16 protein-coding genes are annotated in these 13,409 nt (G+C 72.2%); 6 read left to right on the forward strand and 10 right to left on the reverse strand.

What is annotated here, in order from left to right; translation table 11 throughout:
* The first annotated feature begins 60 nt into the window (after positions 1–60).
* Positions 61–417 (forward strand): cupin domain-containing protein, encoded by a 357-nt coding sequence (locus DDE18_RS08945; RefSeq protein WP_116571882.1) that lies wholly within the window; start codon positions 61–63, stop codon positions 415–417.
* 96 nt (positions 418–513) lie between these two features.
* On the opposite strand, the gene DDE18_RS08950 is transcribed toward DDE18_RS08945, so the two are convergent.
* Positions 514–1,332 (reverse strand): alpha/beta fold hydrolase, encoded by an 819-nt coding sequence (locus DDE18_RS08950; RefSeq protein ID WP_165821095.1) that lies wholly within the window; start codon positions 1,330–1,332, stop codon positions 514–516.
* Positions 1,333–1,711: 379 nt separating this feature from the next.
* Between DDE18_RS08950 and DDE18_RS08955 the strand changes: the two genes are divergently transcribed.
* Both DDE18_RS08955 and DDE18_RS08960 read left to right on the forward strand, forming a co-directional pair.
* Positions 1,712–2,542 (forward strand): MEDS domain-containing protein, encoded by an 831-nt coding sequence (locus tag DDE18_RS08955; protein ID WP_245916536.1) that lies wholly within the window; start codon positions 1,712–1,714, stop codon positions 2,540–2,542.
* The gene (locus DDE18_RS08960; protein ID WP_116571885.1) at positions 2,539–3,480 is read left to right on the forward strand and encodes a sensor histidine kinase; all 942 of its coding nucleotides are present in this window, start codon (positions 2,539–2,541) and stop codon (positions 3,478–3,480) included. Before DDE18_RS08955 ends, DDE18_RS08960 begins: the two co-directional genes overlap by 4 nt.
* Positions 3,481–3,606: 126 nt before the next feature.
* Here DDE18_RS08960 and DDE18_RS08965 read toward each other — a convergent pair whose 3' ends face one another.
* The 8 genes from DDE18_RS08965 to DDE18_RS09000 all read right to left on the reverse strand — a co-directional run bounded on the left by DDE18_RS08965 (position 3,607) and on the right by DDE18_RS09000 (position 9,936).
* Entirely contained in the window at positions 3,607–4,413 is an 807-nt protein-coding gene (locus tag DDE18_RS08965) for an adenylate/guanylate cyclase domain-containing protein (RefSeq protein WP_165821096.1), read from the reverse strand.
* Positions 4,414–4,545: 132 nt separating this feature from the next.
* Entirely contained in the window at positions 4,546–4,944 is a 399-nt protein-coding gene (locus tag DDE18_RS08970) for a hypothetical protein (RefSeq protein WP_116571887.1), read from the reverse strand.
* A gap of 275 nt (positions 4,945–5,219) precedes the next feature.
* Positions 5,220–5,861: a GTP cyclohydrolase II gene (locus DDE18_RS08975; RefSeq protein WP_116571888.1), complete on the reverse strand. Its 642-nt coding sequence runs from the start codon at positions 5,859–5,861 to the stop codon at positions 5,220–5,222.
* Positions 5,858–6,562, reverse strand: a complete 705-nt coding sequence (locus DDE18_RS08980; protein WP_116571889.1) for a RibD family protein — start codon at positions 6,560–6,562, stop codon at positions 5,858–5,860. Before DDE18_RS08980 ends, DDE18_RS08975 begins: the two co-directional genes overlap by 4 nt.
* A complete protein-coding gene (locus DDE18_RS08985; protein ID WP_116571890.1) occupies positions 6,535–7,494 on the reverse strand; it encodes a lysylphosphatidylglycerol synthase domain-containing protein in 960 nt (319 codons plus the stop codon). The genes DDE18_RS08980 and DDE18_RS08985 overlap by 28 nt, the downstream gene beginning before the upstream one ends.
* The gene (locus tag DDE18_RS08990; protein ID WP_116571891.1) at positions 7,491–8,561 is read right to left on the reverse strand and encodes a glycosyltransferase family 4 protein; all 1,071 of its coding nucleotides are present in this window, start codon (positions 8,559–8,561) and stop codon (positions 7,491–7,493) included. Before DDE18_RS08990 ends, DDE18_RS08985 begins: the two co-directional genes overlap by 4 nt.
* Positions 8,558–8,953 (reverse strand): 6-pyruvoyl trahydropterin synthase family protein, encoded by a 396-nt coding sequence (locus DDE18_RS08995; protein ID WP_116571892.1) that lies wholly within the window; start codon positions 8,951–8,953, stop codon positions 8,558–8,560. Before DDE18_RS08995 ends, DDE18_RS08990 begins: the two co-directional genes overlap by 4 nt.
* Complete coding sequence (locus DDE18_RS09000; RefSeq protein WP_116571893.1) at positions 8,941–9,936, reverse strand: zinc-dependent alcohol dehydrogenase; 996 nt, start codon at positions 9,934–9,936, stop codon at positions 8,941–8,943. Before DDE18_RS09000 ends, DDE18_RS08995 begins: the two co-directional genes overlap by 13 nt.
* A 95-nt stretch (positions 9,937–10,031) precedes the next feature.
* Between DDE18_RS09000 and DDE18_RS09005 the strand changes: the two genes are divergently transcribed.
* The 3 genes from DDE18_RS09005 to DDE18_RS09015 are packed head-to-tail and all read left to right on the forward strand — an operon-like array spanning position 10,032 to position 12,964.
* Entirely contained in the window at positions 10,032–11,687 is a 1,656-nt protein-coding gene (locus DDE18_RS09005) for a sulfatase-like hydrolase/transferase (protein WP_116571894.1), read from the forward strand.
* 42 nt (positions 11,688–11,729) lie between these two features.
* The gene (locus DDE18_RS09010; RefSeq protein ID WP_116571895.1) at positions 11,730–12,242 is read left to right on the forward strand and encodes a sigma-70 family RNA polymerase sigma factor; all 513 of its coding nucleotides are present in this window, start codon (positions 11,730–11,732) and stop codon (positions 12,240–12,242) included.
* Entirely contained in the window at positions 12,239–12,964 is a 726-nt protein-coding gene (locus DDE18_RS09015; protein WP_116571896.1) for an anti-sigma factor family protein, read from the forward strand. Before DDE18_RS09010 ends, DDE18_RS09015 begins: the two co-directional genes overlap by 4 nt.
* On the opposite strand, the gene DDE18_RS09020 is transcribed toward DDE18_RS09015, so the two are convergent.
* Positions 12,911–13,318 (reverse strand): hypothetical protein, encoded by a 408-nt coding sequence (locus DDE18_RS09020; RefSeq protein ID WP_211754475.1) that lies wholly within the window; start codon positions 13,316–13,318, stop codon positions 12,911–12,913. The genes DDE18_RS09015 and DDE18_RS09020 overlap by 54 nt on opposite strands.
* Positions 13,319–13,409: the final 91 nt, after the last annotated feature.

Here is a 13,409-nt window from a genome sequence, read left to right on the forward strand (position 1 = left end):
GAGTTCAAGGCCTACGGTCACGAAAAGCAGCAAGACACCTCTCTGACCTAGGAGCCCACCATGTCAACCTTCACCCGTGAGAACACAGAGATCGCCGTCGACCTGGAGGGGATCGGCCGCCAGCACCGCGCCGAAGCCGGCGGAATGATCGTCGCGCTCGAACGCTGGAACGCGGGACTCGACACCGCCGAGATGTTCGCGGACCTGCCCGACGGGGCCTGCCAGGAGCCACACTTCGGCTATGTCCTGGCGGGCTCGGCGACCGTGCGCTACACCGACGGGGAGTCCGAGACCCTCTCATCTGGCCAGGCCTATTACCTGCGCCCGGGCCACAATGTCCACGTCGACCAAGATGTCGAATTCGTGGAGTTCACTCGGGCGGACCCTGCGCCGGGCATCAACACACTCGAGCTGTAGCCCCACTCCGGAACCGCCCAGATGGTGCGACCGGTGCGGCGTTGGGACGCACCAACAGCCGCGGGCCGCCCGTCTTTCCGCAGCGGGCAGCGAAACTCAGGGCTGGCCGTGCAGGAACTCCAGCAAATGTTGCGCGAAAGTCTCCGGTTCCAGGACGTCGGCGACGTGCTGCTGTCCCGGCAATTCCAGGTGTCGAGCATTCCCTAGTGCGGCTGCGATGGCGCCCACCTGGGCGGCGGCCGGGTCGGTGCTGGTCTCGCCGGTCACGAGCAGGACCGACGCCCTGATGGTTGCCGCTTGCTCCGGCTCGACTCGGGCCTGTGTCTCGCCTGCGATCTCGCGGGGAAGTGTGTGCGCGGCGGCCACACGGCCGGCCCAGGATGGCGCTGCCCGGAGAGAGGCCATGTCCTCATCCGAGATGTCCTCTACAGCTCTGAAGAGCACCTGGATCACTCCGTCCCGATCGCCGGCGCCCAAGAGTTGGTCCATCCGCGCCATGAGATCGGGAGGGAGGGCATAGATCGATGGGTCGGGGACCGGCCAGCCCTCGTAAAGCACGAGCTTGCGGATGTTCGGGGTGAGCGTCGCCGCGCCGTACGCGACGATCCCCCCATGCGAATGGCCGTACACGTCGACCGGCTCGCCGCGCTCACCAGCGATGGCATCAACGACGGCTGCAACGTCTTCGAACTCCCGCTGCAGGCGGTACGCCTCGGCGTCGCCACTGGCGCCCCGGCCACGCCGGTCGATGGCGACCACGGTGACGCGTTGCTCCAGGTACGGCAGCAACGGTCTCCACCGCGTGTGGTCGGCCGGCGCCCCGTGGACCAGCACGAGGGGCGGTCCGTCCCCGCTCATCCAAAAGGCGATCTCGGTGCCGTCAGGCGACACCACACTGCTCTTGACTGCCTCCATGGGCACTTCCGCGCTCCTCGGGACGAGGCTTGCCCAGCCCCGGGTTGGCCCGAAGGCCGAGCCCGCATCGGTGGACGCACCCACTATCCCGCTCCGTGGATCCCGCGCCAACCGCGACATCGCCCGAGCCATGGGTCCGAAGCGGGGGAGCGACGCGGCTTCCCTAGGCGCATCCTGCTTCAGGATGGGGCTGTTCGCCTGCGTGTTCGGCTTGCGGCGCCGCAGGCTCCGCGCCGACAGCGGAACCGCCCCGTGTTGGCATGGATCACGATCATCTGGTGCCGGGAACCCGCTGCAGGGCCTCAGGATTCCGCAGTTCGCATGTTGAATCCGACTGCCGGAGCGTACTGTCCCCTGCATGTCGCGAAGGGCGGGGGTCGTGCGGGACCTGCGCGATCTTGGCCTCCATGACCACGTGTGCTGGGCGTTCGATGACGCCGACGAGTTCCGAGCGCGAGCCACCCGCTTCCTGGCAAAAGGTCTGGACCTGGGTGAGCAGATCTGGTACGTCGGGGCAGGTGAGGTAGCCGCCCTGGAAGATGAGATGCGGGAGTTCCCCGGCATGGACCGGGCACTTCGCCGAGGGGCGGCCAAGGCGGCCTCGGTCGAGGCGGCCTACCCCGGCAAAACGGTCATCGACCCGACTGCTCAAGTACGGGCGTACGCCACCGCAACCGACCAGGCTGTGGCGGCTGGGTTCACCGGGTTGCGCGTGGCGGCAGACGCCAGTGCGCTCGTGCGTACTCCCGAACAGCTGGACGCCTTCGCCCGCTATGAGCACCTGATCGACCGCTACATGCTCACCGCGCCGTTCTCCGCATTGTGCGCCTACCAGCGCAGCCTCTTGGGCGAGGAAACGATCGCGGCCTTGGCCTGCATGCATCCGGGCGCGAGCCCAAACGCCACACCCTTCTGGTTGCACGCCACGGCCGACGGCGGGTGCGCGGCGGCCATAGGCGGGGAACTGGACCTTGCCACCAGGGACCTACTGGAGCCGGCACTGCGCCGCGCTGATCTGCAGCCGCACAACGGCGAACTCGTCCTCGACGCCACCCGGCTGGCCTTCATCGATCACCGAAGCCTGCTGCAGCTGGCCGCGCATGCCCGCAACAACGGCCACGGGCTGGTGCTGCGCACCGCGCACCCCGGTCCTTCTCACTTGACCAAGGCTCTCGGGTTGACCAACGTCCGTGTGGAGACCCCGACATGATGGCTGCGACCGAACCTTTCATCCACCCGGCCCTGTTCTACCGGTCCGACCAGGAGTACCTCGACAATCTGGTGCCGTTCATCCGCGACGGTCGGCGGTATGGCCAGCCGGTAGCGGCTGCGGTCCCGACCAAGAAACTGGGGCTCCTGGAGTCGGCCCTGGGGCACGACGCAAAGCACATCACGCTCATCGACATGACCGAGGCCGGCCGAAATCCCGGCCGGATCATCCCCGGCGTCCTCCGCGCCTTCGCAGATGACCATCCCTCCACGCACGTGCGCATCATCGGGGAGCCGATCTGGCCCGGCCGAAGCGACGAAGAGTACCCGGCGTGCGTGCAGCACGAGGCGCTGATCAACGCGGCGTTCCGGGACCGTCGGGTCACCATCGTCTGTCCCTACGACGTGCGCAGACTCGAATCGCACGTGGTGGCAGACGCCATGGCCACGCACCCGCTGGTCTGGGAGGCAGGACACGAGCAGGTCAGTACGGGATATGCCCCCGACGCGGCGATCGCTCGGTACAACCTGCCGCTAAACGGCACCCGGGAAGCCGCCAGTTGCACCGTCCGAACCGCAGCGGACCTCTCCGCGGCACGCCACTTCGCCGCCACCGAGGCCGAGCGGGCCGGCTTGGACAGGCGCCGCATCAGCGACCTGGAACTGATCGCCAGCGAGTTGGCCACCAACAGCCTCCAACACACTCCTGGTGCCTGTCAGCTCAGCGTGTGGGCTGATGCCGAACATCTGGTCTGTGAGGCCCGCGACATCGGGCAGATCACGGATCCCCTGGCCGGCAGGCGACCACCGGTCGACGGCCAGCCCGATGGTCGGGGCCTGCTGATCGTCAACCATCTCGCCGACCTCGTGCGGGTCCACACAGCCCCCGGCGGAACCACGATCCGCGCGTACCTCCGGCTAGACGCCAAGCTCCGCTAGCGGTCGGCTACCGCGGCGGCTGAAACCCGGCGATGTCTCCGCTCGTTGGTGGCATCCATTTGTTCGCGCTGCTTGCAAGAGTCAGCAAGGGCCCTGGGAATTGCCGAGAACGCCTGCCGACCAGCCTCACGCCGCCGCGACGCCGGCCCGCTCGACGATCACCTCGACCGGCTGGGACCGTCCGCGGACCGTCAACGACCTCCGCTCCAGCCCCTCGCTCGAGTGTCCCGCCGCCTCAGCCGCAGGCACGCTGATCAGGACCTCGCCAGCGGCGGCTGACGCTGCCAGCCGGGCGGTGGTGTTCACGGTGTCGCCGAGCGCGGTGAAGTCCTCGACCGCATCGCCCAGGCTGGTGGCGCCGACGAACGCGTCGCCCGTGTGCACCCCGGTGCCCGCCGGGATCGGGCCCATCGGTGTGGCGTCCGGCCGGGCCGCGCGCTCGGCGAGGTCCATCCCGGCGGCGATTCCGGCCGCTGTGTGGTCGGGCCCGCTGATCCCGCCGAAGAACAACCCAATCACCTCGTCGCCGACGAACTTGTCGATGATCCCGTCGTGCTCGATGATCGCGTGGGTGGCGAGGTCGTAGAAGTGGCCGAGGAACTCCCGGAACTCCTTCGGGCGCATCCGTTCGCCCAGCGACGTGGACCCGCGAACGTCCGAGAACACCAGGGTCACGGGGATCTCCAGACCGGTCACGCCCCGGGCCCGCATGGCGCTGATGCACTTGCTGCACATCGAGGGGTTGCCCGGCGACTGTCCGTACCCCATGTGCTTCATGGCCACCGCACCCAGCCCGCGGAACGGCACCATGCACAACTTGCAGCGCGGGTCGGAGGGCAGGTGCCGGAACCTCTTCCGCTGCGCCGCAAGGATCGGGCTGTCTCCGGTCAGCATGGCCCGGATCTGATCGAGCGTCGGCCCGCGGTCCGTCACGACCTCGATTGTACGACGACCCCAGGGACCCGGCGCCCGACCAGATCGGGCCATCTGCACCCTCCGTAAACCCTCAAGCTCCTGTCATCCCGCAGTAGGGCGTTGACCTACTCGAACGTGAAGCCTCATGCCTCACGAGGGTGGGCGACGCTCGAGAATGAGGCCAAGGCGGCTGTCGGGTTCGGCGACGTGCGCCGGCGGCGACAAAGGGCCGAGGCCTGTGTCTGGGTTCTTATCCGCAGCGCGGCGAATAGACGCATTTTCGCCTGTCCTGGCCGCGCGATGCGCGGGCACGAAGGGACGACCTGCAGGCGCGGGGCTGAGCCCGCTCGGGGTGGGTTGGACCGAAGGGTGGTCGTCAGCCATCTCGGGGACGAGCACGTGCGCGTCGGGCAGGTCGAACTCATGCAGGTCCACGATATGGCCACCCGCATCCGCAGCGGCACACTTCGGATCGGGACACCACAGGTCGCGATCCGCTGAGCCGTCGCACCCCTCGGTCCAGATGAGTGCGGCGGACAGGATGGTCACCAAGAACTCACCAGTTCGCGTGTGCGAAACCAGTCGACCCCGCACTAGAACGCCCGAGGCGCGGATAGGCTCGAGATCGCGATGCACCTTGACCCGGATGCGTTGTCCCAGGTCAGACGGGGTGGAGCCGAGAATTGGCGAGAGACCGCCATGGTCGCGAACGCCGAGGCCCGCTACAGAGGGTCAGGGGTTCGAGTCCCTTCAGCTCCACCGGACGAACTGCCGCCCACCCGGGCGGCCGTTCGGCATTTACCGGGCCTTCCGCGGCCCCTTGCTCACAGTGCCAGGCCGAGCAGGTCGTGTCCGTCGGAGGCCTTCGCGGCGAGGTAGCGGCCGTTGACCGGAGTCGCGTGCAGCCGGGTGGGGACCCGACGATCCACCTGGACTCCGGCGGCGGCGAGCTGGGCCTCCTTGTCGGGGTTGTTGGTGAGCAGCTCCAGCCGGTCGACGCCCAGGGCCAGCAGCATCTGGACCGCGGCGGTGTAGTCGCGCTCGTCCTTGCCGAAGCCGAGCGCCAGGTTGGCCTGGTAGGTGTCGAGCCCGGTGTCCTGCAGGGCGTAGGCGTCGATCTTGTTGTAGAGGCCGATGCCGCGACCCTCCTGGCGGAGGTAGAGCAGGTAGCCGCCCGCCTCGGTGATCCGCTCGACAGCCTCCCGGAGCTGGGGGCCGCAGTCGCAGCGCTGGCTTCCGAGGACATCGCCGGTGAGGCACTCGCTGTGCAGCCGCACCAGCGGCACCGCGGCGGAAGCGCCGGTCGAGCAGGGACCGTCGCCGAGCGCCAGCGCGAGGTGCTCGCGGCCGTCGCAGAGGCCGTCGAAGGTGTGGACGCGCGCCTCGGTGGCGTAGCCCGCGAGGAACAGCGGCACTGTCACCACGCTGCGGACGGTGGCGGCCGGGACACCTGCACCCCCGCTCATGTGCTCACCTCCTCCTCCGCGAACCGGGACGACAGCGCGTAGCGCAGCAGCACCACGTCTCCGATCTGGCGTGTCTCGGCCAGCCGGGCCCGCCGCCCGGGGTGCCACGGGAACGCCCCAGCGCCCACGAACCGGTGCGCACGCGGGTCGCCGACGAAGAAGGGCGCCACGACCAGCTGCAGCTCGTCGGCGAGGTCGGCGGTGAGGAACTGGGTGTGCACGCGGCTGCCGCCCTCGACCATCAGGCGGCGCACGCCGCGGCGGTGCAGGTCCTCGACCAGCCGGCGTACGTCCACTGGGTCGCCTCCGTCGACCACCGTCGCCACCGTCCCGAGACGCCGCCGCGCGGCCGCCAGGGAGTGGCTGGCGCAGTAGACGAGCTTGTCGCTGTCGCCGGCGGTGAAGAAGCTGCTGGCCGGGTCCAGCCGGCCCGTCCCGGTCACGGTCACCTTGACCGGCGAGTCGCACATGCCGCGGCTGCGGCGCAGCTCGCGCAGCCGGCCGTCGCGCACGAGCAGGCGCGGGTTGTCGTGCCGCACGGTCGCGGCCCCGACGAGGATCGCGTCGCTCTCGGCGCGGACCGCGTCCACCCGCTGGAGGTCGGCCTCGTTGGAGAGCACCAGGCGCTCGTCACTGGCGGCATCGAGGTAGCCGTCGAGCGAGATGCCGCAGCTCAGGACGGTGTACGGGCGCTCGGCCACGCGTCATCACTTCCTTCCAGCACAGCGGGCCGGGCGCGCCCCGACGCCAGCAGGACGAGGGCGCCGGGCAGGCTCGCGACCAGCACGATGGCGCCGTAGGCCACAGCGGCGGCGACGCCCTGTCCCGCCCCCAGCCCGGCAGCTGCGAACGTCCAGGCCGCCATCCCCTCACGCGGGCCCCAGCCGGCCAGGTTCAGCGGGAGGCCGGCCGCCACCAGCACGACCAGCACCAAGGGCAGCAGGGTGGTGAGGGGCATCGCGACGCCCACCGCCCGGGCGGCGACCAGGAACGTCGCCACGTGGCCGCCCACCGCGAGCACCGAGGCGACGACGACGCCTGGCCAGGTGTGCCGAGCGGCGAGCCCGTCCCGCAGGTCGCCCCGCAGCAGGTGCAGCGCCCGCCCGATCCTCGTGCCCGAGGACGGCCGGCCATGTCGCAGGAGGAGTCCGGCGGTGACGGCCGCCACCACCAGCAGCGCGAGCAAGGCCGGGAGCGCGCCCCGGAACGGCGAGGGGAGCAGAGCCAGGACGACCACGACGAGGACGGCCTGCACGACCTGGCCGGCGACCCGCTCCCAGAGGACCGAGCGGAGCCCACGCCCCAGCGCGTCCGACGCCAGGCCATGACGCACGCCGCGGTGGACGTCGCCGAGCACGCCACCGGGCAGCGTCACGTTGAGGAGCTGGGCGCGGTAGCAGTCGGCCACCGCCCGCCGCAGGTGCACTCCCACCCCGAGGCCGGCGGCCACCAGGTGCCAGCGCCAGGCGCAGGCCACCGTGGTGGGCACCGCGATCAGCGCACCCAGGGCGAGAGTCGTGAGGTCGAGCGAGCGCAGCCCGTGGAGGAACGGACCGGTGCCCGTCCACCACGCCACGAGGGCCAGGACGACGGCCCCGGTCAGCACCCGGGTCCAGCTCCACGTCGCCCTCACGCCGCCACCTCCTCGAGCACGCGGGCGACGTGGCCGGCCGTCTCGGCCCAGCCGGTGAGCTCGCGTCGTCGCTGGAGCGCGGCGGCCCTGAGGCCGGCGCGCGTGCTCTGGTCCGTCAGCCAGCGCCCGAGTGCGGCCGCGAGCGCCTCGACGTCGCCCGGCGGGACGAGGATGCCGGGCCGCCTCCCGTCCGCCGTCGACCCGAGCGCCTCGGTGACGCCACCGGCGTGGGCTGCCACGACCGGGAGGCCCCGGGCGAGCGCCTCGGTGACGACCATGCCGTAGGTCTCGGCGCGACTCGGGTGGACCAGGAGGTCCGACCCGGAGTACGACGAATCGAGGGCCGCGCCGGTGCGTGGCCCGGCGAGCAGGACCCGGTCGTCGAGGCCGGACTCGTGCAGCCGTTGCTGCACACGCGCGGCGAAGGCAGCGTCCCTGGTGGCCGGGCCGACGCACACGCACTGCCAGTCGAGGTGGCGGAGCCTGGCCAGCGCAGCGACCAGCACGTCGTGGCCCTTGGCCGGGAGCACCGCCCCCACGCAGAGGAGGCGTCCGCCGGTGCCGGTGCCCGTCACCGGTGGGGCCGGGTCCACCCCGGGCCTGGCGACGTGCAGCCGGGCCCCGTCGAGGTCGTACGTCGACCGCACCCAGCGGCTCGTCCAGCCGCTCGTCGTGACGACCGCCCTCGCTGCCGCGAGAGCGTCGCGCTCCTGGCGGGCGGAGCCTGCGTCGCCACGACGGGCTCCGACCGGCATGTGGAGCAGGATCACGAGGCGCACCCGGCGCGACGCGGGCAGCAGCAGCTCGGGGACGGTCGACGCGAGCAGGCCGTCGACCAGCACCAGCCCGTCTTCGGGGATGCCGGCGAGCGCCGCCTCCAGCGCTCGCAGTCCACGTGCCCCGGGCCACGGCCAGCCGTCCCCACCGACCGGCCGGGTGTGCACGTCCCAGCCTGTCTCCGCCAGCGCCTCGCAGAGCCTCCGGTCGTAGGTGTTGCCGCCGCTCGGCCGGAGCGGGTCGGTGATCCCGTCGGGGACCACGACGTGGACCGTGCGCGCGGCCGTCACGGGACCCGCTCATAGCTGGCCCACGCGACGTGGGACTCGTGCAGCGTGACGACCAGGCCGGTCACCTGCGCGGCCGGGCCGAGCGCGCCCGCGTTGAGCCGCTCGGCCAGCCGGTCGGCGACGTGGCGTGCCAGCACCTCGGTGGTCGTGTTGGCCCCGCCGAAGGAGGGCTCGTCGTCGAGGTTGCGGTAGGTCAGCCCGGTCAGGACGTCCCTGAGCTCCTCGGTCGCCCGGCCGATGTCGACGAGGATCCCCTCCTCGGAGAGGGTCTCGCCACGGAAGGTGGCGTCCACGACGAACGTGGCACCGTGCAGCCGCTGGGCGGGGCCGAACACGTCCCCGCGGAGGCTGTGCGCCACCATCATGTGGTCGCGCACGGTCACGCTGAACACGGCACCGCCTCCTCGTCGTACGTCACCGTGTGGCACAGGGCCGGGAGGTCGCCGCGGGCGATCCGTGGCATCACTGCCGGCAGGTCCGCGAACGGCGACTCGCCGGTCAGCAGGACGTCGAAGGCGGGGTCCCGGAGGAGGTCCAGCGCGAGGGCGAGCCGGTCGTGCGTCGTGCGGCGGCCGCGGCGGGCGGGGGAGACGGTGCCAACCTGGCTGGCCCTGATGGCGAGCCGCCGGGAGTGGAAGGCGCCGCCGAGGTCGAGCGAGGTCGGCCCGTCGCCGTACCAGCTGAGCTCGACGACCATCCCGTCGGGGACGAGCAGCTCCAGCGCCCGTTGCAGGCCCTCCGAGGTGGCGCTGGTGTGGAAGACGAGGTCGCGGCCGGCATCCGCCTCCTCGGGCAGGCAGAAGGGGACGCCGAGGGCCGCGGCCGTGTCGGCCCGCGTCGCGTCGACGTCGACCAGCGCCACGGAGACGCCCGGGATGCCGGCGAGCAGGCGCGCCACGCAGCAGCCCAGCGTCCCGGCGCCGACGACGGTCACGCGGTCGCCGACCAGCGGAGCCGCGTCCCACAGCGCGTTCACCGCCGTCTCGACGATGCCAGCGAGCACGGCGCGTCGAGCGGGCACGCCGGGCGGTACGGCGACCACGGCCGCTGCGGGCACGACGTACGCCGTCTGGTGCGGGTGCAGGCAGAAGACCGTGCGGCCGAGCAGGGACGGCGGGCCGGCCTCCACGACGCCGACGCTGAGGTAGCCGTACTTGACCGGGCCGGGGAAGTCGCCGTCCTGGAAGGGCGCCCGCATCACGTCGTACTGGCTGGGAGGGACGTGCCCGCCGAAGACGAGCGACTCGGTGCCGCGGCTGATCGCGGAGCGCACCGACCGGACACGCACCTCGTCCGGCCCTGGCGGGGCGAGCGGCACGGGCCGGATCTCGCCCACGCCGGGCTCCCGCAGCCAGAACGCCCGCGCCTCCTCCATCGGACCATCCTCACCCGCGCCGGGATGAACCGGAACCGCGACTTCCTCGTTCCCCCACGTGTAAGCCCCTGTCGAAGGTGTTGAACGGAGATGGCGTGCGCACGGTTCAACGCGGCCGCGGCCGTCTCCTCACGGGCCTGGCCGTGCTCGTGGTGCTCGTCGTGCTCACGCTGCCTCCGGACCTTCGGGACGTGGGGCCGTGGACGTTCCTGAGACTGCCCCTCGAGGCGGTGCTGCTGCTCGGCGTCCTCGTCGCGATCCCGCCGGGGCGCCGCGAGGTCCGCAGGGTGGTCGCCCTTGCCGCCGGGACGGTCCTCGGCGTCATGGCCGTCTTCCGGCTCCTCGACGTGGGCTTCCTGAGGGCGTTGAACCGTCCCTTCGACCCGCTGATCGACTGGCGCTACGCGGGCTCGCTGGCCGACCTGGTGCGGAACTCCTTCGGCGACGCGCTCGGCGCCGCCCTCCTCGTCGCGGCGGCGACGGCGGCGGTCACGCTCCTGGTGCTGATGCCCCTCGCAGTGCTGCGGGTGACCCGGATGGCCGCCGCGCACCGGCGTACGACAGGCCGCGCCGCCGTCGCCCTGGCGGTCGGGTGGACGGTCGCGGCCGTCACCACGGGCATCGGTGTGGGAGCACTGGCCTCCCGGGACGCCGCCGGCTACGTGTACGCCCAGGTGGCCCGGATCCCCGCCCAGCTGCGGGACCAGCGCGAGTTCGCCGCTGCGGCCGAGCACGACCCGTTCGACCGGGTGGACGCGGAGGACCTGCTTGCGGGGCTGCGCGGCAAGGACGTGCTCGTCGTGTTCGTCGAGAGCCTGGGTCGCGTCGCCCTGGAGGACCCGGCCGTCTCCCCGGACGTCGTCGAGGTCCTCGACTCGGGCACCAGGCGGCTGGCACGCGCCGGCTTCGCCAGCCGGAGCGCCTGGCTCACCTCGCCGACGTTCGGGGGCATCAGCTGGCTGGCCCACGCGACGCTGCAGTCCGGGCTGTGGGTCGACAGCCAGCGCAGGTACGACGTCCTCGTCACGAGCCCGCGGCTGACCCTGAGCCGGCTCTTCGCGCGCGCCGGCTGGCGCACGGTCGCCGACGTCCCGGCCAACGACCGGGCCTGGCCGCAGGGGGAGTTCTACGGCTTCGACCGGGTCTACGACTCGCGCCACGTGGGCTACCGCGGACCGCCCTTCGGCTACGCCACGATGCCCGACCAGTTCACGCTCGAGGCCTTCCACCGCCTCGAGCTGGCCCGCCGGGCCCGGCGGCCGGTGATGGCCGAGATCGACCTGGTCAGCAGCCACGCGCCGTGGGCGCCGACCCCGCGGATGGTCGACTGGTCCGCCCTCGGCGACGGCTCGCTCTACGACGGCATGGACGCGGAGGTGCCGTCCGAGGACGACGTCTGGCCCTCGCCCGAGCGGGTCCGGCAGGCGTACGCCGAGTCGGTCGCCTACTCGCTCACGGCCCTCGTGGAGTTCGTCGTCCGGCACGGTGACGAGGACCTGGTGGTGGTGTTCCTCGGCGACCACCAGCCGGCGACGATCGTGTCGGGGGAGGACGCCGGGCCCGACGTGCCCATCGCCCTGGTCGCGCACGACGCGGGGGTCCTCGACCGGGTCGCCGGCTGGGGCTGGGACGACGGGCTGCGGCCCGGAGCCGGGGCGCCGGTGTGGCGGATGGACCTGTTCCGCGACCGGTTCCTCGCGGCGTACGGCCGGAGCCGCCACAGTGGTGCCCAGGCCGGGGCTGCGCGGTGAACCCGCGCCCCACCCGCGACGTACCACCGGGAGGAGGGTCGGATGGCTGAGGACGACGTCACGCTGATGCAGCAGGTGCACGACGAGCACGCTGCGCCGCTGTGGCACTTCTGCCTCCGCCTCGTGGGGCAGGACAGGGGGCGGGCCGAGGAGGTCGTCCAGGAGACGCTGCTGCGGGCCTGGCGCCACCGGACCATCCTGGAGGCCGAGCCGCGGGCCGTGCGCGCGTGGCTGTTCACGGTCGCGCGCCACATCGTCATCGACGAGTGGCGCAGCCACCGCGCCCTGAGCGAGATCCCCGTGGCCGACGTCCCCGAGGACGAGGACCCGGCCGACCAGAGCGACCAGCTGCTCCTGTCGTGGGTCGTGGCGGAGGCGTTGACCCACCTCTCGCCCGACCACCGTGCCGTGCTGCTGGAGTGCTTCTACCGCGGCCGGCCGGTGGCGGAGGCGGCACGCCGCCTCGGCGTGCCGGAGGGGACGGTCAAGTCGCGCACGCACTACGCGCTCCGGGCGCTCAAGCTCGCGCTGGAGGAGATGGGGGTCGGCGCATGACCTGCCCGCACGCCCGCGACGCCGGGGCCTACGTGCTCGGCGCCCTCGCGCCCACGGAGCGGCTGGCCTTCGAGCGGCACCTCTCCGAGTGCGACGACTGTGCCCGCTCGGTCCGCGAGCTGGCCGGCCTTCCCGGCCTGCTGGGCCGGGTGGACGCGAGCCTGCTGGAGCACGCGATGGCGGGCCAGCCTCCGGTGCCGGCCACGCTGCTCCCTGCGCTGTGCCGGGAGGTACGCCGCGCGCGGCGGCGCCGCACGCTCGTGGCTGCTGGGCTCGGGGCCGCCGCAGCGGCCCTCGTCGCGGCGGTCGTCCTGCCGCTGGCCGGCCTCCCGCCGGGGGACGAGGACGCCGGGCCGACGGCGTCGCCGTCCAGCACCGCTCCGTCCAGTCCGTCGAGCACCGCGACGCCGCGGGCCATGCGGCCGATCGGGGAGGTGCCGGTGCGGGCGCTCGTCACTCTCGAGCAGGTCACGTGGGGCACCCGGCTCGCGCTGGAGTGCACCTACGACCCGGGCTCGGTGGAGTACGGGCTGCCGGAGGCCGTGGACTACCTGCTCGTCGTACGCACCCGCGACGGACGGACGGAGCGGGTCGGCAGCTGGCGCTCCGTCGGTGGGCGGACCATGCGGCTCGCGGCCGCCACCGCCGCGGACACGGACGAGATCGCGTCAGTGGAGGTGCGCACGCCGGACGGGCGCGTCGTCCTCAAGCTGCCCGCGTGAGAACCACGGGTTGAGCTGCAGGAACAGCAGGGCGCCGGTGACGATCGCCACCACCTCCGCCGCCGCGGCGACCCACACCTCCCAGCCGTCCCAGGTGGCCGTGGTGCCGAAGAGCCCGACGGTGGTGGCGAGCACGAAGGCCGTCAGCGTCGAGAGCCCGAAACCGAGCGCCAGGAACGCCGGCAGCCAGTGCCGCCAGGCCAGGAGGAGGATGCCGATGACGGCGCCGCCGACGGCGTTGAGGAGGAAGCCCGGCCCGAGGAAGTCGTCGTCCCGGGCGTAGTCGAACCACATGAAGAGGTGGACGGCCGCCGAGACGAATACTGCTGCCGCCGCAAGGATCCGCAGGGTCATCACATGCTCCGCATCATGGGGAAGTGCCCCGTCGCCCGTCGACGAGGGCTCACCTGGATGTACGACGCGCGCGCGGGCCGGGTTCACCCCG

Origin of the sequence: Nocardioides gansuensis, from assembly GCF_003076135.1 — a bacterium.
GTDB lineage: Bacteria > Actinomycetota > Actinomycetes > Propionibacteriales > Nocardioidaceae > Nocardioides > Nocardioides gansuensis.